This window comes from Pseudomonadota bacterium (genome assembly GCA_026388315.1).
In the GTDB taxonomy this organism is placed as follows: Bacteria; Desulfobacterota; Syntrophorhabdia; order Syntrophorhabdales; family Syntrophorhabdaceae; genus MWEV01.
In genome coordinates this window covers 1-22,279 of record JAPLKA010000043.1, presented here as the reverse complement: position 1 = coordinate 22,279, position 22,279 = coordinate 1, and the positions used below count along the sequence as shown (strand labels likewise).

General features: G+C 44.3%; 18 protein-coding genes and 1 tRNA gene. 7 read left to right on the top strand and 12 right to left on the bottom strand.

Going from position 1 to position 22,279, the window contains the following annotated elements:
- Positions 1–4 precede the first annotated feature (4 nt).
- The 3 genes from NTX75_04285 to NTX75_04275 all read left to right on the top strand — a co-directional run bounded on the left by NTX75_04285 (position 5) and on the right by NTX75_04275 (position 2,225).
- Positions 5–841, top strand: coding sequence for an FAD/NAD(P)-binding protein (locus NTX75_04285; GenBank protein MCX5815447.1), 837 nt, complete (start codon positions 5–7; stop codon positions 839–841).
- 202 nt (positions 842–1,043) lie between these two features.
- Positions 1,044–2,033 (top strand): ketoacyl-ACP synthase III, encoded by a 990-nt coding sequence (locus NTX75_04280; GenBank protein ID MCX5815446.1) that lies wholly within the window; start codon positions 1,044–1,046, stop codon positions 2,031–2,033.
- 102 nt (positions 2,034–2,135) lie between these two features.
- Positions 2,136–2,225, top strand: a tRNA-Ser gene (locus NTX75_04275).
- Between the two features lie 31 nt (positions 2,226–2,256).
- Here NTX75_04275 and NTX75_04270 read toward each other — a convergent pair.
- Positions 2,257–3,432 carry a tyrosine-type recombinase/integrase gene (locus NTX75_04270; GenBank protein MCX5815445.1) on the bottom strand — a complete coding sequence of 392 codons (1,176 nt, stop codon included), beginning with the start codon at positions 3,430–3,432 and terminating at the stop codon, positions 2,257–2,259.
- Positions 3,433–3,529: 97 nt separating this feature from the next.
- Positions 3,530–4,138, bottom strand: a complete 609-nt coding sequence (locus NTX75_04265; protein MCX5815444.1) for a hypothetical protein — start codon at positions 4,136–4,138, stop codon at positions 3,530–3,532.
- A 362-nt stretch (positions 4,139–4,500) separates the two neighbouring features.
- Here NTX75_04265 and NTX75_04260 point away from each other — a divergent pair, with 362 nt between their 5' ends.
- Positions 4,501–5,589, top strand: a complete 1,089-nt coding sequence (locus NTX75_04260) for a DUF262 domain-containing protein (GenBank protein ID MCX5815443.1) — start codon at positions 4,501–4,503, stop codon at positions 5,587–5,589.
- Positions 5,589–6,089, top strand: coding sequence for a HEPN domain-containing protein (locus NTX75_04255; protein MCX5815442.1), 501 nt, complete (start codon positions 5,589–5,591; stop codon positions 6,087–6,089). The genes NTX75_04260 and NTX75_04255 overlap by 1 nt, the downstream gene beginning before the upstream one ends.
- A 453-nt stretch (positions 6,090–6,542) precedes the next feature.
- On the opposite strand, the gene NTX75_04250 is transcribed toward NTX75_04255, so the two are convergent.
- The 10 genes from NTX75_04250 to NTX75_04205 form a co-directional block, all read right to left on the bottom strand.
- Positions 6,543–7,511 (bottom strand): hypothetical protein, encoded by a 969-nt coding sequence (locus NTX75_04250; protein MCX5815441.1) that lies wholly within the window; start codon positions 7,509–7,511, stop codon positions 6,543–6,545.
- Positions 7,512–7,962: 451 nt separating this feature from the next.
- Positions 7,963–8,721, bottom strand: a complete 759-nt coding sequence (locus NTX75_04245; GenBank protein ID MCX5815440.1) for a tyrosine-type recombinase/integrase — start codon at positions 8,719–8,721, stop codon at positions 7,963–7,965.
- A 714-nt stretch (positions 8,722–9,435) separates the two neighbouring features.
- Complete coding sequence (locus NTX75_04240) at positions 9,436–11,103, bottom strand: hypothetical protein (protein ID MCX5815439.1); 1,668 nt, start codon at positions 11,101–11,103, stop codon at positions 9,436–9,438.
- 16 nt (positions 11,104–11,119) lie between these two features.
- Positions 11,120–12,589, bottom strand: coding sequence for a hypothetical protein (locus NTX75_04235; GenBank protein ID MCX5815438.1), 1,470 nt, complete (start codon positions 12,587–12,589; stop codon positions 11,120–11,122).
- A gap of 11 nt (positions 12,590–12,600) precedes the next feature.
- On the bottom strand, positions 12,601–13,392 hold the full coding sequence (locus tag NTX75_04230) for a ThiF family adenylyltransferase (protein ID MCX5815437.1): 792 nt from the start codon (positions 13,390–13,392) through the stop codon (positions 12,601–12,603).
- Positions 13,393–13,408: 16 nt separating this feature from the next.
- Entirely contained in the window at positions 13,409–14,452 is a 1,044-nt protein-coding gene (locus NTX75_04225; protein ID MCX5815436.1) for a hypothetical protein, read from the bottom strand.
- On the bottom strand, positions 14,439–15,614 hold the full coding sequence (locus NTX75_04220) for an MFS transporter (protein MCX5815435.1): 1,176 nt from the start codon (positions 15,612–15,614) through the stop codon (positions 14,439–14,441). Before NTX75_04220 ends, NTX75_04225 begins: the two co-directional genes overlap by 14 nt.
- On the bottom strand, positions 15,611–16,480 hold the full coding sequence (locus NTX75_04215) for an FAD binding domain-containing protein (protein ID MCX5815434.1): 870 nt from the start codon (positions 16,478–16,480) through the stop codon (positions 15,611–15,613). The genes NTX75_04220 and NTX75_04215 overlap by 4 nt, the downstream gene beginning before the upstream one ends.
- The gene (locus NTX75_04210; protein MCX5815433.1) at positions 16,474–16,950 is read right to left on the bottom strand and encodes a (2Fe-2S)-binding protein; all 477 of its coding nucleotides are present in this window, start codon (positions 16,948–16,950) and stop codon (positions 16,474–16,476) included. Before NTX75_04210 ends, NTX75_04215 begins: the two co-directional genes overlap by 7 nt.
- Positions 16,947–19,088: a xanthine dehydrogenase family protein molybdopterin-binding subunit gene (locus NTX75_04205; GenBank protein ID MCX5815432.1), complete on the bottom strand. Its 2,142-nt coding sequence runs from the start codon at positions 19,086–19,088 to the stop codon at positions 16,947–16,949. Before NTX75_04205 ends, NTX75_04210 begins: the two co-directional genes overlap by 4 nt.
- Before the next feature lie 629 nt (positions 19,089–19,717).
- Here NTX75_04205 and NTX75_04200 point away from each other — a divergent pair.
- Together NTX75_04200 and NTX75_04195 are read left to right on the top strand one after the other, a co-directional pair.
- Positions 19,718–20,482 (top strand): TerC family protein, encoded by a 765-nt coding sequence (locus NTX75_04200; GenBank protein MCX5815431.1) that lies wholly within the window; start codon positions 19,718–19,720, stop codon positions 20,480–20,482.
- A 64-nt stretch (positions 20,483–20,546) separates the two neighbouring features.
- On the top strand, positions 20,547–22,163 hold the full coding sequence (locus tag NTX75_04195; GenBank protein MCX5815430.1) for an ATP-binding protein: 1,617 nt from the start codon (positions 20,547–20,549) through the stop codon (positions 22,161–22,163).
- Positions 22,164–22,279: the final 116 nt, after the last annotated feature.

Genomic DNA, 22,279 nt, shown 5'->3' with positions numbered 1-22,279 from the left:
AACAATGACAGAAAACAAGAATCCCTATCTACCCGACCTGGCTACTGTCATAAAGGTCATAGATGAGACACCGAATATAAAATCTTATCAGGTCATTTTGAATGACCCTGAGAAGATGAAGACGTTTTTCTATGAACCTGGACAGGTGGGACAGTTATCTGTTTTTGGTGTGGGTGAATCAACATTTGTCATCAATTCTCCTCCTACGCGGATGGATTATTTACAGTTCAGCGTTATGAGGGTTGGCGAAGTAACCTCTGTTATCCATGAGCTCCACGAAGGCGACCAGATCGGGGTAAGAGCCCCTCTCGGCAACTGGTTCCCTTATGAAGAGATGAAAGGCAAAAAGATACTTTTTATCGGTGGAGGTATTGGATTAGCCCCGCTGAGAACGCTTATCCTTTTTATGCTCGACAACCGGGCCGACTATGGTGATATAACGATTCTCTACGGGTCAAGAACACCCCCTGACCTCTGCTATAAAGATGACCTGAAGGAGTGGGAATCACGGTCGGATGTTAGTTTGATCCTTACTGTTGATACGGAATATCCCGGATGGGATAAGAGAACCGGTTTTGTGCCTACCGTTCTTAACGAGATTGCCCCGTCGCCTGAGGATACCATCGCCATTACCTGCGGTCCGCCCATCATGATTAAATTTGTCCTTCAAAACCTTGCGAAACTGAACTTTAAAGATGAGAATATCATCACCACGCTGGAAGCAAGAATGAAATGCGGCATCGGTATCTGCGGCCGCTGCAATATCGGTTCAAAATATATCTGTAAAGACGGTCCTGTCTTTTCTCTTGCCCAGCTTAAAGAATATCGGGCAGAAATCTAATAATTGCAAATTCCAAATTCAAATAAACAAATTCCATTTTTTGAATTTTAATTTGGTATTTGGAACTTGGTGTTTTGTTATTGCCTTGTGCGAGTATCTTTCTCCTTGACAATCCTGACCCTTTATTGTTCTACTAAAGCACAAAAAGAAAAACTAAGGGTTCTATAAACATCAGAACCCGTCGACTTTTAACCAGGAGTTTATGATGAAGAGAATTGGTGTTGTCGGAACAGGTTCATATCTCCCAGAAAAAATTGTGACAAATTTTGATATTGAGAAATTTTTGGATACATCGGATGAGTGGATCTTTACGAGGACAGGCATCAAAGCGAGAAGAATTGCTGACGAGAACGCCGGAACCTCTGATTTGTGTAAGATAGCCTGCGAAAGGGCTATGGAGATGGCTGGCGTAAAGCCTGATGATATCGACCTGTTGATCCTTGCCACAATCACGCCTGATACGCATTGCCCCGCAGGTTCGAACTGGCTTGAAGCCAAATTAAAATGTAATAATGCCGTTTCTTTTGACATAACAGCAGCATGTTCAGGTTTCATTTTTGCTCTGCATGTGGCAGACAGGATGATCAGGTGTGGTGCAAATAAAAAGGCGCTTGTTGTGGCAGGTGAAATTATGAGCAGGGTAGTTAACTGGAAGGAGAGAGAAAGCTGTATCCTCTGGGGAGATGGAGCTGGTGCAGCGGTCATCACGGAAACTGATGAAGGCGCTGAGATTATGTCTACCCACATTCATACTGATGGGGAAAGCGGTGACACGTTACTGATGCCAGGTGGTGGCTCAAAAACAACCCCCATATCACATCTAAGTGTTGATAAAGGGCTTCATTTTCTAAAAATGATAGAGGCAAACAAATCTTTCAAGGTTGCGGTAAGCAGGTTCGCTGAGGCATGTGAAGAGGCGGTTGCAGAAAATGGTTATACCATCGAAGACGTTGATGTGATTATTCCACATCAGGCAAATTTAAGGATTCTCCAGGGTATGGCCAAAAAGCTGAAAGTTCCTATGGATAAGCTCTATATGACGATTGAAAAATATGGTAATATATCATCTGCCACAGTGCCTATAGCGCTTGATGAAGCAGTGAGAGATGGAACAATTGCTAAAGATAAATTAGTACTTCTGACTGCTTTTGGCGGTGGCCTTACATGGGGCAGTTCTTTGATACGCTGGTAATAAAGACAGTTTTTAGTTTTGAGTTTTAAGTTGTTGTTTTTTGAATCTATAAGCCCTTTAACTCATAACTCAGCACTCATAACTAAAAACTGTAGTTAAACCGGAGGGATGGCTGAGCGGCTGAAAGCGGCGGTCTTGAAAACCGTTGGACGTTTACGCGTCCCGTGGGTTCAAATCCTACTCCCTCCGCCATATTATACCTGATATTATTGACTAATTTCATTTAAAACTCGTTTCCTTTCCGTTTCCTTTTTACTTCCTTCAATTCAATGACGTTATCGTCCATTCTTTGCACTACATCAAGCAGCGTTTCATTAAAAGCATGATAATAGTTATTTGTCGATCTACTGTCCTTATGCCTCATAAGCCTCTGAGCATTTAAGGAACCCGTAAGCGGTACAATATGTGTACAGTACGAATGTCTCGTTGCCTCATAATACGTCACATCCGTGCCTGAATACTTATTCCACGTTTCACCCAAATATTTCCTGGTGTAACCACGGCCAGTAACCGGATTTATAAACACGAAGGCATTTTTAAGCTTCCCTTTTATGTTTCGTTCAACTATTTCTAACGCTTTGTCATTCAACGGAATGGGTAACTTACTCTTATTCTTTGTTGTTTCCCTGTATGTTGACCCGGACAGTGTACGCTCCACCCAAACAACCCGAACTTCGATATCAACACTTTTCACAAGAACAGCACACAGTTCGCCTGGACGCATCCCAGTTTTCATGCTGAATTCTATCGGGTCCCGGAACACATCCGGAATCCTTTTTAATGCTTCGTCTTGCTCTTCTTTTCTCAGTGCTCTTCTTGGGCTTGCATCATCCCCTTTTATCTTCGGGAAAACCGGCATTTGAAGTATGACGCCGTTTTCGTAGAGCCAAGAAAAGAAGGCCCTGAGAGCGTTAAGAATATTTTTTCTTGATTTGATTTTTAGACCGTCCAGACACTCCCTTTTGAACTTATGGAGAGCTTCTCTGTCTACCCCCCTCACATCCCAGTCATTGAAGTACTTGAAATAGTTTTTATGGTAGTTTTTTATTATCCTGTAATACTCTGGACTTAGTTCGTCAGATTTAACTTCATCATCTTTTTCCTGGTAATACTCCTCGATTTGATTGTCAAATCTTCGCGCCTTAATGCTGGAATCTGTCCACTGCGTGGGGTCAAACTTGTGTTTTTTATCCTCCATAGCTGCATTTATTTTTGCAAGACTCTTAAACGCCTCTCTGTAATCGTAGACCTCGTTCCTGCTATCCCTTCTGAAGCAGTAGTGCTTTCCCTCCCAATAAATAGCTATGTAACAATTTGTGTTCTCACATTTACTTGTACTGCATACCGGCCCTTTCATATGTTTTTTACACTTGTTGCAAAGTATTGCTCCTTTTTTCATGACTATCCCCCAAGGATTGAATTGATCTTGAGAGATTATATTTTGCTCGTTAATTTCTGTCAACAAAGCTTTTTATTACCTCTGTATTTACCGAACATCATTTTTCATCATTTGTACTGATAACCTTTGCATTGGTGGCAACTTGTATCACTTGCGTTCCATAAAATTCTATGAATCGCTTACCAGTCTCTTTTTCAATCAGAACCCTTTTGTCCCGCGACAACTCGAATTTTCCAGTCTTCAAAAGTCGAACAAACACAACTGGTAAACCCTGCTTGTATGCCTCGTACTCTTCGACCCAGTAAACACCCTCTAAGTATTCCGGCCTTTCGTCCTCTTCCCAATTATCTGGATTATACTTCAAAGGTTGCAAATCATCTTCGTTATTCACGTAAAGCGGTACGATTGATGAATACGGGTCAGTTGTAATGTCTCTATTCATGAGTCCCTCAGGAACAGCCCGTGTTCCAGCCGTTGTAACTATTACCTCGTTACATGATCTCTCAATAATAAATTTCATAATGTCCGGATAATAATCCGTCTTCTTCAAAACTTCTTCGACTTCTGACAGGTTCTTCAATAGCTTGGAAAGACATTGCTCAACGAAAAACGATACGCTCGTTGACGCTTCATACTTCTTGAATAATTTAATAAGTGAGTCGTATATTGTTTTTTCAACATTGAATGACTTCACGGCCTTTGACATATTTTGCCTCCTTGTCTAATAGCTTATATAAGAACTTATATAGATCATTAATTAAAACTTGTCAAGATATTTTTTAAATGACTATCGTTTCTCTCGTTCTTCATGAAATCGTTGATTTGTCATAAATACCATATATGCTACCTTCAGTCCGCATTCGATGCTGTAGCATGCAGTATTGAAAAAAACCGCTTGACAACTTATCTGAACAGGGTGAAAATGTAAAAAAGCGCCGATTTGATCAAGAGCTTTGTTTAGCGTTCAATACTAAACATTTTTGGCTGAAGGAGGTTATTTACTATTTTATGGACATTCTCCAATTCCCGCACTTAACTAAACTCTAACTATATAAAAAAGGGGTTAACATGACAAAATTAGAAACTGACATATTAGAAGTTGAAGACGAAAACGAACAGGCAGACGAAGTGCTTGTAGAGTATGATATTGCAACATACCCATCGGATAATACTCTTGAAGTATTATATAAAATGTGGGGCGATGGTAAAAAAGATATCACAATACCAGATTTTCAAAGGGGATTTGTTTGGACCATAGAACAATCATCTAAACTTATCGAATCCTTTCTGATTGGTCTTCCTGTCCCTCCCGTCTTCTTTTACATAGATAAAGAAAATAAGAATCTAGTAGTAGATGGTCAACAAAGAATATTGAGTATTGTGTTCTTTTTCGAAGGTTATTTCGGTCACGAAAATGTTAGAGGTAGAAGACAAGTGTTCAAACTGACCGGTTTAAATCCTAAAAGTCCATTCTACAATAAAAAATTTACAGACTTGAGTGAAACCGAGATAAGAAAACTTAATGGTTCTGTTTTGAGGGCAATCAATATTCGTCAATTATCTCCAAAGGAGGAAAACACAAGCGTTTATCACATCTTTGAAAGATTAAATACTGGTGGGACTCCATTAACTTCCCAGGAGATTAGAAATGTTGTGTTTAGGGGCAAATTTCTAAAAAAATTAAAAACATTGAATAACGATGTAAACTGGCGATTGATCATTGGGAAAAAGGTTCAAGATAAGCATCAAAAAGATATTGAATTGATTTTGAGAATTTTTGGTTTAGCTAACCACTTAAATACTTACGAAAAGCCAATGAATGAGTTCCTTAATTCAATTACAAAAAAATATCAGAACTCTGAATCGCGTTTAATTGATGAATTCACAACTAATTTTTCTAAAACCTGTGGAATAATACACGAAAGTCTCGGAGCAAAACCATTCAACGTACGTGGGCCCTTGAATACATCAGCCCTGGATTCGGTTTTCTGCACAATCTTAAATAATTTAGATTCTATACCTGGTGATGTAAGAGATAGGTATAAAAAGCTAGTACCTGACGGAAATTTTGTCGACTACACTAGCCTGGGTACAACAGATGCAAAAACTGTAAAAGATAGATTTGCATATGTAAAAACCAAGTTGATTGGCCGATAATGAGTTATACAGATAGATTCGTAGCTACAGATAATCTTATTGCGCATTTGAAAACGGTTATTGGAACAATTACCGATCCGGCGATAGCAGCTGACTACACTGGTTTCTTATCAGTCAGCAGTGTTACGGTCTATGAGTTAGCAATAAAGGACATATTTAATGAATTTGCTTCACAAAAACATAAAGTGCTCGGAACTGTAATTGAAAAGCACTTTAGAAGGTTAAATGGAAGGATAAAAATAGACGATTTAAAAGGCGAACATGTAAAGCTTTTCGGAGATAAATACTTAAAAAAATTCAATCAGAAGCTAAAGGGTAAGGAAAGCAGCGTCTTTTCTACTTCAAGAATTAGTATTTCAACTGACTATGGAAATCTTATTACTTGTAGGCATAAATATGTGCATAGCGGTTATCCAACGTTAACAATAAATGAGATTATTGATTGCTACAAAAGTGGTAAAGACGTGATTCAGTGTTTATATGAGGCCATGAAAAGATAATTACCACGACAGCGCATCTATGTAACTGAGGGAGTAAAGGTGGGTGAGCAGGACAACATATACATCTTCACATTTGATTATTCTCAGAGCCCATGAGCGTATTTACTTTCAAAGCGCAATTCTTGGCCTTCACGTTCATGCAGGCCATTTGTCTGTAGGTGCAACACACGCGAGATTATTTTTGTTTATTTAACCAACTTGTTGTTGAATTATCATTATCAAAATCCGGACGGACATCGCTTTAAATCGTTTCCAACTCTCCATATACCCTGTATGTAAACGAATTAAAGCGATGAAACCATAAAGACCTTTTTATAAGGTAGATACCTTAAACGGCTCGATTACGGCGGGCATACAATTAAAACTTTTATAAAAACGGATAACAATAAAATAAACCTTTATAATTATCCTTATGTTTTTATCCCAAAAAGTTTTAACGGTATAAACGCCCGCCTACATGCAGCCGTTAAACCGTAAGGTATCTTTTTCTATTGATGTTGAACCTAACACCTCACATTTTCTACATACAAGCTTCTTTTTAAGGTTGTACTGTTTGTAATGAATAACGCCTGTATACTCATTCTCAAAGGACGTTTCATAAACCTTATGATCTTCTGTGAATTCTCCAAGGTCAATAGGACGTGATGATTTAATCTCTAACGGTTCATGAAGCCCCCGGCTTGAAAAATACCGCTTTTGTCCGTCATAACGCACATCATCAAGTTTTTTACACATGTACCCCACAACATAGGCCCCCAAATTGTCTACGTGATGGATAGCATTAATAAAGGGGAAACCTTGACCCCATAACTCTTTAAGTTTTTCGAAAGGTATGAAAGGCATATTGTACAGCACAACATGAAAATGAATGACACCTCCGCGACCGCCCTCTATACCTCCCTTTCTTTCTCCATCTTGAAATTGAACGACAACAGTATATATGAGCTTATAGCCAATACGATACGATAGCCGTTGATGAAACTTTTTAAATTCGTAGTTAGCTGTCTCAAAATCGGTTATATGATCCTCGAATGTAAGGGTAAGAAACTTAGGTAATTCAGGCCCCCATTTACCCACATTTGCATTTATAGTCCGTTTTATATGTTTGCTTGCCCTTGATATGCTCTTTTTTCTTATTTCCTGTTTTTGTTCTTCTGTCTTCTCCTCAATGCTTTCTTCTTCTTTTTCTTTGTGTTTCTTTGCCTTACCTTTTTTGTTTCTTTGAAGACCTTCATATTCATAAAGCTCTAATACATCACCAGAAAGAATAGTTTTGAATTTATATAAATCGACATCAGGCTTTATTTTAGAAAAATATTTTGCATAATCTTTTTCACGTTGTTCTGCTTTTTCACGTTGTTCTGCTTGAGTGTTCCTATAATCAAGTGAAGTAAAGACCTTCTTAACGTTGGCAGCGTTCACCCCCGGCAAGCCCCGCGCCGAGGTAAAAACCTCCGGCACAGTGCTTGCGTGGGAACTATTACCATCATGATCGTCCACTACAGGAACGGACCTCTTTTCACCCCTATGCCTTTTTGAAGGGTATGAAAAGGTTTCCTTGTTTTTTTCTTGTATCGATGGTTTAGAGTCTGAAATGGTTGTTGACAGATTGGGAAAGCATGTTATACTTGACATGGTCTCCACTTCCTTTCCCCCATGTCAGGATTGTGGAGCCCTTCAACAGGCCACCGGACACCCGCCAAAGAGTCCCGGTGGCTTTCTATTTGTCTTTTTTTGTGCGTTATTTCTAATTTACTTAAATGATCTCGTTTCCTTTCCGTTTCTAAGCTTAAAGGAAAACGTTGATAATAGGGCATCGGAGAGGGTTCAAATCCTACTCCCTCCGCCATTCTATTATAGTAATTTCAATAAGTTAACCCTTGCCAACCTTCTGTTCTATTTCTGTTCTATCCATGCTCAGGGATATGATTTTTGCTCTTTTATTTAGTGCTAATCTAAGTACATTTATATTGCCATGATAATAATTTTCGGTCGACTTCAGGGATGAGTGACGCATAAGTTCTTTCGCTTGTAATGGGTTCACATCAGCATCAACAAGTTGAGTGCAAAAACTATGACGAGTGCCGTCATAATGCGAAAGAGGTACGTCAACATACCTGTTCCAATAATCTCCCAGAGTATGTCGGGTATAATGCCTACCCGTTATAGGGTTGATAAACAAAAATGCATCAGGGTGTTTTCCCTGTAAGTGCTTTGTTGCTATTTCTAAGGGTCGTTCTGTAAGGGGCAATAATTTCTTTTTTTTCTGCTTTGTTTTTTCTCTTAAATGCTTACCGCTGAATGTTCTCTGTATTAAAACAACACCCTGTGCAATGCTGAAGTCTTTAACCTTCAACGCACATACCTCGCTTGGACGTAATCCTGTATCAGCTTCAAATATAAATATATCCCTGTGCATTTCTGGTATCTTATTTAGTTGTTCCATCTGCGTAGAAACATCGAGGGCATATTTAACATCTGCATCGTCTATTTCAATGGAAGGGAAGGGCGGAACTGTTTCAATTATGCCGTTATAGTGTAACCAGTTCATAAATGCCCTTAGACCATCCATTATGTTCTTCTGGGTTTTGCTCTTTGTGTTTATTGAATCTGACAGTTCTTTGATGTTCACCTTCTTGATGTCCCTCACATCCCTATCTTTCAATGTTACCATTTTCTATTGTAGGTTTTAAGGACACGGACATACTCAGGACAGTGATTGCCATTTCAAGTTGCAGGTAAGTGAAGATGCTAAAAAACTGATGCTGTCTTCCTGAAAGTCTCAACTTTGATATTTAACGAATTGTCTGTGCTTTCGTTCGGTAATCCTCACCAAAGGCATTTCCGCAATGACAAGCATAATTATTTTCTTTAATAAAAGCACATTCTGGATACAATATAAAGTGTTTGGGGTGGATCAATCAGCGTCAGTGAACACATAACCGTCTCGGTTTTAAGGTTTTTCGTATGACAGGGGATCACTATAAATTAATTGGCCCAAGTGCAGAAAAACCTGTATTATGACAAATTGGTTATTTTGCATAATATCAACAAATACCATTTAGAAAAGTAAAAATACCCATTATAAAGGGGTATTTTGGATGTTTTTAGCATTGGTATGGTATGAGATTTTAGAAAAAAAACCATATAGTTATATTAAATGTGAAGAATTAAAGACGAAGTGAACAAAGAAGGTCTAAATACCATATGACAACAAGTTCAAGGTGTCTTTATGAATGAACGTATCAATTCTGAGCGTGCACTTCAGGCAATATGCTCTATCGTGCTTTAGTTTCCACCCTGCCGCCGGACTATGCGGTGTTGTCAGTCATATTATTTCCTTGTGTCAGTAATTGTTGGTTTTTTTCAGATCTTTGCCGTATTGTTTCGTGTAATCGTTAAGGGTCGCCTCGTAATTCCACTGCAACCTTGCCTTTTTGCTGTCGGCCAGAAATGATCTGCACGGCTCCGGCGGATTGGGGATGCCCGGCGATGCGCCCTGACACTGAGGGGCGATCTTTGCCGCAGGCACGTCCTGCCAAAGCGGGGCGCCGGGGGCGAAACTATGCTGGAGGCTACTACGGGCAAGCCTGACCATGCTGTTATAGTCCATAAAATCATATTGCATAAATGAGTAAACCCAGGTATCTGTGGAGGAAGCATATGAAATACCCTCATCGTCCGTTGCGAATGCTACAGGGACATTGTGCCTCCAGTATGAGGAAAAGGGGTGTTCGTTGCCGGCAACGCCCAATATCTGCGCATTGACTGTAAGCGGCGACTCTATAAGAATGTTTTTTACCTTCATCAAGTCGATGACCTCTTTCATGTCAGCCGGGTTCAGGTATGCAATAGATACGGCATGTCCCAGTCGCTTTGCCCCTGCCCTGATAGAGCCGGCAAGATGTTCCTTAAATGCCGGGTTTCCAGCCTCTATAAAACATGGGGTAAGTTCGCCTGCATGAAGGGCGATATTTACATCCTTAAATCTGGAATTGAAGAAGCTGAAGAACTGCATGACTGTCTTGAATGTCTGCATGGAAATTGGTGAATCTTCCGCACCCACCAGATTTATACCCGCGACGTTTTTATCTTTAAGAGACAGAAGGAAAGAGAACGCCGTCTGGGTGAATATCCCGGGCAGATCGGGCGTTCCGGGGTTGCCTCTTATGCTGCTAGCGCGGTTGACAGCCGCGATGAGGGCATAAGAGACAAGGCATGCCTTGTCCTGCTCCGGGGAACCGCATCTGAGAGCATTTTTTGCGTTATCAATATATGTCGCAATATCCGACCTTGCCGCGTTGACGGCATCCGGCAGCCCTGATTTCTGTAGAAAATCAAGCATTTCGCCATAATGGGCAGTCCCGGTATAGTAAGAGTTGCCGGGATATTTTTGCCTTAGCTTATCCGCAAGGCCAGCTATCGCCCCCGTCTGAAAATACGTCATCGTCTCCACGTATGATATATTGTCCGCTCTGGCGTGCCTTAACATCTCTGCCAGCATGTCTCCCAGTATGATATTTATATTTTTTGAGCCGTATCCCACCCCAAGACGGCCGAATGCGGCAAAGAACTGGTCGTGGCCTGATTGGATGTCGGTATAAGGGTATTTGTACATGGAAAGCGATCTTACAAGCCTTTGATGATCGGCAGCATTTATCCCGGATAAAGGGGAACTTCCCGGAGGGCATGAATCGGGCGTCCCGGTATTGGGGATGATCCTGAGCATAGTCTTGTCATTTAGATCGGTTCCATAGCAATTACGGTCTTTTATACCCATATTGATATAGGTTTCCGGCATGACTGAACCAGGCAGGTGATTATGAATATCCGCACCCTTCGGAAAGCTGCGGATTCTATCTTTCAATTCCTGCGGCGCTGCATTAATTGCCTGAAAATAGGCTGACACAGCGTTGTTGGGATCGGTACAGCGTGAACCGGCTGTTGCCTCACCGATGCCGGTTTGAAATATCAGGAAACCGAACCCGATGAGTAGTAGCAGGGTCTTTTTCATCTTTCTCTCCTCTTTATCAGGAACCCTGTTGGGAACACCCGGCGCATCTGCCCAGAGACCAGGGGATCTCGCCGGACGCCCGATCGGCGTCAATACCCAGATCATCAAGTAGTGATGAAAGAATCTCCGGCTTGTTGTAATAACCTGTCTCCTGCAACTCCATCAATGCGTCCTGCCGGGAGATGAGTCCGAAATAGACGCCTGCGCCAAGCTCTACAACCGACTGGGGGAATGTGACGCTTCGAGCCGCCCCGAAGCGTTGGAACTGGCAATAATCCTTGACCTTTTCTATGCGGCAGCTGGTATGGAGCAATGCTTTTTGCTCCGACGGCATCTGCCAGTCCATCTCCTTTTTTATCAGCTCGGCAACCTCGGCCCACGAACCGTAGGTGGTGTTGGTTTTAAGGCGGCGCAATTCAGGGATAGACATATCCGGATTATTTTCCGCCTGCGCTACAATATCGTCCAGCGGCATGTACACAGCGGGTAATTGTTTTTTGACGGAAGGCATGTACCGGAAGAGATCGGCATTCAGGGCGTAGGGTTGTGCATGGACAGGCTGTTTAGTTAGGAGCCGCAGAAAGTTCAGCGTATTGGCGCGGAAATCGGGGGCTTGTTCCTTTTGGGGCTGTCCCGATTTGATCTCTGTCATCACATAATTCATCACAGCCAGTTGCACCTCTTCGACCCCGTGCATAATCACAGGTATCTTTTCCTGTGCGGCGAGGGGATAAAAGAGCGCATGGGCAGCCATAGGGCAGAGGCATGGGAGGCCGGTATATTCAAACTGGTTGTGCATTGCCTGCCGGACGACATTCCAGGGCATGGTACGTTCAATAAATTCCGTATCCGGGAGGAGACGCATGGCCCGGCGCATGTTTTCTCTGCACGTATCGTTGGTGTATGGCATATTCCACGAAGCGACAAGCACGCGCAGCCCGAGCTTTTTGGCCAGATACCAGAGCAGGTATGTGGAGTCTTTGCCGCCCGTATATAAAACCATGACATCAAAGCGCGAACGGGTGTTTTCAGCGGCAATTTTGAGCAATTCATCGTCTGTCGCGCCTTCCTGCATCAACGACCCCCGGCCTGATTTTTCCGCCTGTTCATAACACTGGCAGAATGCGCAGAGCCCGTTTTCGTCAAACTCCAATCCGGGGAGGATGTAGTCGTTGGTAACGCAGCGCACACACTCCCGGTAATGTTCTTTTGAGGATGGCTTGTGTACTTTATCCGCCTCCACAACAATCTTTTCAGAAACCAGTCGGGCATATATTTCACTGCCGGTAAGGGAAGACGGCAGATCATTGCTCGCGGTCTTGCCGTTAAGCAACCGCAGACTGTCGGCAAGCTCACTCGGCAGGGGTATTATGTTTTTCGTATGGTTGGGCGGGTTACGCAGGCCGAAATATACGAGTTGCGCCCCTGTGTCTGTGTCTTTAATCTGCCAGCGGTATTGTAAGGCCGGGTATTTCGGTAAGTTCATGGATCTCTCCTTTATTTAGTAATATCAACTACTTCCATAGTAAGCCGCAAAAGATCAATTACAATGAACTTGGGGGCAAAGATAATCTCGCGGTTTACAATATCTGTCCCGCGCAGGAGGTATGCCAATACCTCCGATGCAAGGATGGTTCCCGACAGTGTGCCGCCGACGCTTGTTGTGGCTATTTTACCCGTTTTGACAGCGTTTTTCACCCGCTCCATCACGGTTTTATCGAACCTGTCAATGAGAAAGGATGGAAAAACAGAATTCCCTGTAGTTTTTTTCGCCATCAATCCCCAGAATTCAGTAGCTGGCATGCCTTCAGGGTGATATGCAATCATTGTAGCGCCGAATCCAAAGACCCCGGCAGTAAACAGAGGAATATTGTATCTTCTGACAAGTTCGGATTCCATCGCCTTTACATCCGTGCCTTTTTCTACATCTATCACACCCACATGGACATCGCTGCCTTCGAGAAACCGCTCAATATTACGGACGGTTAGTCCTTCGGGAAAGAGTTCGAGTTCGATCTCAGGATTGATCTCGCGGGCAAGCCTTTCGTATACCTCAATCTTGGGCATTCCGATAGTCGAAGCGAAAGCCGCTGCCTGACGATTCATGTCAGGGGGGTCAAAAATACCGTTTTCCGCCAGCCGAAACCTTTTTACCCCGCAGCGGACAAGATTCAAAAATGTTCCGCCGCCGACTCCGCCAAGCCCCGAAAGGGTGATAAGCGGGGTCGAAAGCGCCTTAAGCCCTTCCTCTCCCAGTATAGGAAATGTGCGATCAAGAAAATTCTGCATGGATATCCTCCTGAATTTATTGACCGGCAGAAGTCTTCTGCCAGTCATCTTTTATGAAACGCAATATCTGCCGGGCACGTTCCGAATACAGGTTAATCCCCTCCCAGTTCGGTCGCCCTATGACCTTTTGCATGAGCATGCCGTCGCCTCCGAACCACCTGGGCAGAATCCCGCCCAGAAAGTACCCCTTTCCCCTTAACATATCGACAATGCTGCCTATCCAGGGGGTTGTTAGCTTAAGCCATACCTGGATTACCATAATGCGCTGAAGCAGTATATCTTCCTCGATCTTTTCAAAGATTGTTTCAAAATCCCCGCCTGCCTCAAAAAAAGCGATGCGAGCTACTTTTGCAAAATCGAAGGTCTGAGATTTATATTCGGATATTATATCCACAGGTGCAACCCCGGAGGATTCAAGAAATGTATGCTTATCGTTTAGCCTGATGTTTTTTGTAGAGAGAATGTAGTTAAACGGTGCCTTATATATCTTCGGGATATATAAGGTCTGTGGACTTTGATTAAAAATCGCAAACATAGATATTGCCGCCACCTTGCCCGAGGAGCTTTTTTCTGCGACATATACCTCGGCAGGCATGAGATCGATCTCGATCGCGGTTTCCGTATCGTTTCCGATAACACCTGCCCCGCTTTTCTGCATATATACATGATTACAGACCGCCTCGCCGAATACGGCATCTATGTTTTGTCTCGAGGAGGCATCGTAGAGAAAAAAGTTTATTTTTGAAATTATGCCCCCACTGCGATAGGAAGGCAGCACCAGGCCCTGGCCGATCTCGTAAAGACCGGGGTTGGGCGCAGACCGGTAAAGCGCGCTATAGCCGACAATATCCCCTTTTCCGGTGCGGGCAACGGCAGGTATATTCTCCCTTTTATCGAGCGCCTCTATAAGTGCTGCCGGATTGTAAACAAGTTTTACAGGATAGTCCTCGCCATAAACGGTCCTGAAAAGGCGCGAGACGCCCTCCGCGTCTTCGTTCCGGAACATATCTATTACAAATTTCTGCCCTTCTTCTATTTCGTATCTTTCATCCGATGACACGACTCCTCCTTGCAAGCATAATCAGAGGGAAGGCAATAACGCTCAATATCCCGCAGAAATAAAAGAGCATATCGTAGCCCGATCTTTCAAGTATAAAGCCGCCCGCAAGGGGGCTGACAAAAAAACCCACAAACACCATGGCAACCGACATGTTCAAGTTGAGACCTCTGAAAGACGGCGGCGATATGTCGAACATTACAGCCAGAAGGAGAGGCATGGCGATCCCCCATCCGAGACCTGTAAAAAAAGCGATTGTGTAAAAACCGGCCTTTCCTGTAACAAAAGGCAGAGATAAATAACATGCGGCAAGACCTACCATGCAGACGGCCGTTATTGCAAACTTGCTGAATCTGTCAAACAATACGGCGAAGGAAAACCTGACCGCGATCATTACTAATACCGCTATGGTAAAAAACAGGCCGGGATTTGCTATCCCTTTAGAACTGCAGTACCCCGCCAGAAAGAAGAACGCCATTGAATAGCCGGTGTAGAGCAATATGTTTATCAAAAGCAGCATCAGGACGCCCCGGTCCCCGAAATTGCCCAGTATCTCTTCTTTGGTCAGGCGTTTGGAGGCTCTTTGTTTTTCACCCGGTGAGTAAGCGGGTTTAAGCAAAAAAAGTATCGCCATTGCGCATGCCATAATAACAACGGAATACCTGAGCGCTGTGATGAAGCCGTCTGTCCCGCTGAAGCAATAGCCCATCACGGGCGGCATAAGGGCAAACGGCAGAAGCCTCGCTGATGTAATAAAACCGAATGCCTGCCCGCTTTTTTCTACGGGGATGTATTCTGCTATAAGGGCCATTATTGCCGATGACACGCAGACAAACCCTGTTCCCTGAAGTATCCTTATCGCAATAAGGGCGGGCGCGGTAAAATAGATGTTATAAAGCAACAAGGAAACTATTATCCATGAGATGCCGAGGTACATCCATCTCTTTGAATTGCCTGCGGTGAGCATCAAACTGAAGACAGGCTGCAGAAACATCCCCGCCATGGAATCTGCAGACATTATGGGGCCGATCCATGCCGGGTTGATATTAATGGATTCAAGGTAAGGGTGAAGGCGAAAAAAGATTGCCATTACCATTGCGGTAATGAAAAAAATGATGTTTATGACTATAAATTCTTTGCTGTAAAGGCTTTTGGGATGTGTCATATTAAGCCGGAATGCTCCGGCACTCGTTTATTTATGGCATTCACTATTTCCTCAAAAAGGTTTGATGCAATGATGCAGCGGTATTGAGCGGTTGATCGTAGATCGTCTATCGGCTCAATCAGTTTCGCCACCTGGTGTTTCCAATGCGGCATCGTTTTGGGAAGCTTGTCTGCAGATATGCCTTTAAGTTCCTGTTCAAGCGAGGTACATCTGATGACTGTCGGGCCGACTGCCCCAAAGGCCAGGCGAATGTCTTTTATTATTCCGTCCTCTATCGTTGTTGCCGCGGCAATGGAGACCTTTGTTATGGCGTTTGCCGTTCTTGAACTGACCTTGCGGTGATAAAAACATTTCAGGTTGTTATCCGGGATTATTACGGCGACAAGAAGTTCGTCCGGCGCCAAAACTGTTTCTTTGGGGCCGGAAATAAATTTATCAATGGGCACAATCCGTGTTTTTGTCGGCGACCGCAGTTCCACAAGGGCCTCAAGGACACACAATGCTGGCAGACTGTCGCCTGCAGGCGAGGCCGTGCAGATATTGCCGCCAAGAGTTGCAACGTTGCGCAGGGCTGGAGAGCCTACCACACCGCAGGCCTGCCTCAACAGATCGGGGATGTCCGGATGCCGTGTTATTTTGGACATGGTAATCATCGCGCCGATACGGGTTTTCGATCCGCCGACCACCACGTCTTTAAGCCCGTTCACCACATTCAGGAAAACAAATGGGACGGTCTGGCCGGTTCGTATAGCCTGGGCATAACGCAGCATGACATCCGTACCCCCGGCGTACAATATAGCTCCGTCCGCCTTAGCTTTGGCCGCTGCCTCGATTGTCTCCGGGCATGAAGTTGTGCCGGTTACCATGCATCTCCCCTTTTTTGGGCCGCCAAAGTGACGGCCTCCACGATCATGTTGTACCCGGTGCAGCGGCAGAGATTGCCCGCAAGAGCCTCACGGATGGTCTTTTCATCAGGCATCGGAAAATCCCTCAACAATGCGTATGCAGTAACAATCGTCCCCGGTGTGCAGAATCCGCATTGAACTGCCCCGGCATCATTCAAGGCCTGGGAAAGCACGGCAAAGCCCGTTGTTGATCTCAACCCCTCGATTGTGGTTACCTGCCTGCCGCGCACAGCGCCCACCGCTGTAATACAGGAAAGAACCGGCTGGCCGTCGAGCAGGATCATACATGCTCCGCATTCACCCTCGCCGCAGCCCTCTTTTGTTCCGGTAAGTTTGAACTGTTCGCGTAGTACATCCACCAGACGTGTCTCCAGAGAGGCATCGGCCTCTACCGGAACGCCATTCAGCTCAAATGGTATGGATACAGTCATGGTTTTTCAATCACCCTTTTCATCAAATATTCAGGGGAAATCGGCAATTGTGTAATCTCAACACCGCAAGCGTTGGCAACAGCATCGGCTATGGCCGGGGCCATTCCGACAAGGGGAGGTTCGCCTGTACATTTCGCGCCGTAAGGCCCTTCCAGATAAAGATTTTCCACAAGGATGCTTTCAATAGCCGGGGCATCAAGAGATGTGGGAATAATGTAATCGGCCAAAGATGCAATCATCGTATCCGGAGGGATCGATTCGAGTAGGGCATAGCCCAATCCCTGCATAACGCCGCCGTCTATCTGCCCGCGCACGATGCGTCTGTCTATGGCTGTTCCTATATCAATAGCCATCCAGAGATGACGCACCAGGACCTGCCAGGTGACGGTGTCCACCTCCACCTCGGCGATAACCGCCCCCCATACATATGAATGGAAGGGATCGCCCTGTTGTTTTGCCGCATCCCAATTTACATGGGGAGGTTGCTGATATTGTTCGATTATGCGTATCTCGCCAGGCTCATTCAGGCGAGGTTTTAGTTTTTCCGCTACATTTTTGAGTGTGCGCCCGATGGCTACCACAGACATGGATGCGCCTGTGATGGTGAATGGAGGCACGTGATCCGTATCAACATTGTCGTATGCAACCCGTTCAATAGGAATATCAAGTGTTTTTGCAACAATCTTGCGAAAGACGGTGTGAAGGCCCTGGCCCATGTCTACCAATTCTGAAAGAATCTCTATTGTCCCGTTTTCACACTTGAGTAATCCCAAGGACATGATTGTGCCTGACCGATTTCCTGCAGGCATTTTGGAATCTATGGAAAATGGGGCACCAAAGTTGAACAATGCCTGGCCTATGCCGAATAGCCTGGTATGAGCCCTGGGCAGCGAGGTAATCCTGTTCTTGTAATCGGATATTTTTTTTACCGCTTCCACAACTTCAGGAAGCGAAACATGGAAGTGATACGTGCCGCCGGTCAGGGTAGGGTTGCCCTGACGAATGAAATAATTTGCTTTGAAGGCCAACGGATCCACACCTAATTTACGGGCCAGGGCGTTCATGTGGGTCTCAAGGGCAAAGAAAATCTGCGGCGCGCCAAACCCTCGTAATGCTCCGCCCATGGGGTTATTTGTCGCCACTGCCCGGCCTCTGACTCTGGCGGCTGGAAAATGATAGACGCCGGTCGCCTTTTTCAACCCGTTGTCAAGAACCATTCCGCAGGACAAGGCATATCCGCCGGCCTGGAAAACCACATCGATGTCAATGGCAGTTATCTGTTTTTCTTTATTCAGGGCCGTGCGGACAACCGCTCTGGACGGATGGCGCTTGGTGGTCGCAAGCATGTCCTCTTCCCGTGAATATGCCAACCTGACTGGCCTGCCGCATTTCAGGGCGGCAAAGGCGGCGTGCCCCGCGAGGATGAGCGGCAGCTCTATCTTTCCTCCAAACCCCCCGCCAACAGGGGTCTGGCACACGCGAAACCGTCCCGGGTCCCACCCGAATGCCCCGGCAAGGGTCAAACGCACGGCGTGCGGTCCCTGGGTTGAGGCATAGACCGTAATGCGGTCGCCATCAGGCACGGCTACGACCCCTTGCGGTTCCATGTAGAGATGTTCCTGATAGCCGGTCAGGGTTACAGTCTCGAAAATCTCCGCGGCCTCGGAAAATGCCTGTTCCACCTCCCCGTAATGGAACGCCTCTTCTGCATATACATTATTGTCTTTGTGTAAAGGGGGGAAATTACCCGAAAGGGCATCGTCTATAGTTTTGATTGGCGGTATCTCGTCGTATTCGATACAGACTTCCCCGGCCAGTTTGCGCACCAGACGGATATCTGGACCAACCACCAGCATAATCGGCTGTCCTATGTAGTTGACCCGGCCTTCGGCAAAATAAGGACAGGGGTCGCGAAAGTAAACGACATGGTTTCTGCCCGGGATATCCGAGGCGTCAACCGTGAAGTATCCCTTCGGCATCTCCGGCAGTTCTACCTTAAGTATGTTCGCCCTTCGTGAAGCGGAGCAGACGGTCACTGCATCGAGCACCCCCGGAAATTGCATATCCCTTATGAAGAGCGTTTCCCCTGAGCATTTGTCGGGGGTATCCGCCCTGTCACAGTTTTGTATGAGGTCCATAACTACAGATTACCCTATGTCATTTTTATATGTCAAGCGACCTGCCCCACAAAACCGGTCCAGTTTCTATGTTAGAATCTGGATATAAAAAAGGCGTTATGCTTCGTTTCAATCGGTAATCCTTAGCATTTTATTTAACTGAATCTGTTTAGTTGTAGGTGTTCTAAATAATTATATTTTTATAGTGCGTGGGTGATGTATTCCCCCAGTAGGTGCGGGTGACATTGACTACTTTCCAAAAATTTGTTTTCTTCTCTATTTCTTTACGAAACATAAAAACAGGTTAACCACACTCTGTTCTATTTCTGTTTTATTTCACTCGTAGAGTCAATGATATCAAGGGGTAAAGTGGGTTCAAATCCTACTCCCTCCGCCATTTTTCTTTAATGATTCCAAGCATTCATCATATTTTATAAATCTTTAAAATATAATTTTTCAAAGAATCTTTTCGTATAGCACTTGCATTTGATATGCAACGCTATCTTTTCCCCTACCTATACTCCTCCTTATACACCCTTAGTTTCAGGTAAATCCCGCACTTTAATCAGGAATCGCCCGATTCATAAAAAACTGCAAAGCGGTTATAACTATTGCATGAATAAGTTAATTCGCATCCTACGGAGGATATAATGGATATAGGACACCTTTTCAACTTCTCCTTTAATATGGAATTTGCTGTTGCGCTTCTGAGCATTATGCTTGTTAATATTGTCCTTTCTGGAGACAACGCAGTAGTCATTGCCATGGCAGTACGATCCCTTCCGGATAAGCAGAGAAAGCAGGGGATTCTCTATGGTACAGGCATTGCGGTGCTGCTGCGCATTGTGCTTACCTTTTTTGCGGCAAAGCTCCTTGATATTCCCTTTATGAAGCTTGCAGGTGGTATCCTTGTTGCCTGGATTGCAGTAAAACTTTTCCTGGAAGAAGGCGCTGAGGGAAATGCAGAAAATAATGTAAAAAATGTCTGGAAAGCTATAACAACAATTCTCATTGCCGACCTTGTCATGAGCGTAGACAATGTTCTCGCTGTGGCCGGGGCAAGCAGGGGGAATCTCACCCTTCTTGTTATCGGACTTGGCATGAGCATCCCCATTGTGATTCTTGCGAGCAGTTTCCTTTCACGGCTTATGGAAAGATTCCCGGTTATTATATGGATTGGAGCCGCTATTCTCGGTAAAGTTGCGGGCAGCATGATTATGGAAGACCCGATGGTGGAAAAGATATTCCATAACCCTGGTCAGCTTGTTGAGTATAGTGTGCAGGCCTTCTTTGCACTCGGTGTTGTTGTATCGGGAAGGTTCTGGATGAAATGGAGATCCTCACATATGAAGCCTGTTCAGATCCCATCAGACCAGTTTAATCCATTCTATGTGAACGACTGGGATATGAAGTAAGACATTCATTTCTTAAAATCCTAAAACATAATAAATATGCTATACTTTGGTATAGGAACATGTGATGGGCTATGAAGATAAGACAAAAGAACAGCTTATATGTGAGATAAAACGGCTTGGCCTTGAGCGAAAAAGTGCAGTAGATGGGCTGAGGGAGTTAGAAGAGAGATACAGTGGTGTTATCGACAATATAGGCGTAGGCGTTGCACTCATCAGCCCGCACATGGAAATCCTCTCCCTGAACAATCAGATGAAGAAGTGGTTCCCAGATATCGATACCTCAAAAAATCCGGTTTGTTATAAGGCATTCAATAATCCACCGAGAGATGCCATTTGTTCTTACTGTCCGACGTATAAAACGCTCTTGGACGGTCAGGTCTACGAGTCAGTTACCGATACTCCTGCGGGAAAAGAAAGCATACGTTACAGGATCGTTTCATCCCCTCTGAAAGATAATGATGGTAATATTGTTGCAGCGATTGAGATGGTCGATGATATTACCGAAAAGAAGAAGTTAGATATACTTCTCCAAAAGGAAAGAAAAACCTTTTTCTCAATTTTACAGAAGGCGCCTTATGGTGTTGTAATGATGGATAGGGATGGAAGGTATCTTTACATGAATGAGGAATTCACGAGGATTACAGGTTATACGTTTGAAGATGTCCCCACAGGGCGTGACTGGTTTCGTAAGGTATATCCCGACGAAAACTACAGAGAAAATGTTATCCGGGCATGGAAGAACGATATTACCAGAAAAGGTGTTTTACAGATATTCACTATTGTGTGTAAAAATGGAAAGAAAAAAGAGGTTGAATTCAGACCATATTACCTTGATGAGGGCAGATATATTGTGATGCTCTCTGATATTACAAAGCAAAAACGTGCAGAAAGGGCGCTTAAGAAAGCCCATGATGAACTGGAAAGGAGGGTCAGGGAAAGAACGGCAGAACTGGAAAGTTTAAATGAGAAACTCGGACAACATATCAAAGAAACCGAAACTATCAATCAGGAATTGAGAACCTTTAACTACTCTGTATCTCATGACCTGAAGACGCCTGTCATTGCAATCGAAGGCCTCTCCCACAGATTGCTCAGGCAATATACCAGCATTCTGGATACAAAAGGACAGCAGTCCCTCGCAATGATAAACAAAAGTTCGATACAAATGAGAGAGCTCATTGATGATCTCCTTGCTTTTTTCAGCTTAGGGCGTAAAAATATCGAGATTTCGTCTGTTGATATGGATAAAATTGTAAGAGAGGCTTTTGAACAGCTCAAGGCGATATACACGGAATGTGAAATCGAACTGAACATAAAACCATTATCAAAGTCACGTGCAGATGGTGCGATGGTGAGACAGGTTGTTTCCAATCTCTTAAGCAACGCTATCAAGTATAGTAAACCCAAGGGTAAAATATTCATAGAGGTGGGAGGACGGGTTGAACCTGAAAAACATGTTTATTATGTCAAAGACAACGGAGTGGGTTTTTCAATGGATCATGCCCAAAAGATATTCGAAGTTTTTGAACGGCTTCACAACTCTGACGAGTTTGAAGGGACGGGTATTGGATTGGCAATTGTAAAACGTGTTATCAATCGACATGGCGGAGAGGTGTGGGCTGAGGCGAAGGTAAACGCCGGTGCAACGTTTTATTTCGGTACTGTCAACATAATTGTGTAAATTTTTTATAGAGGGGCAAATTAGGACGTACCTTCCCTATTTTCGTTGTTCTCCAGTTCATCTCCATCTTCAGTGAGATAAATGCCAGGAGCAGGTAACAGGCATTCTCTCCGGCT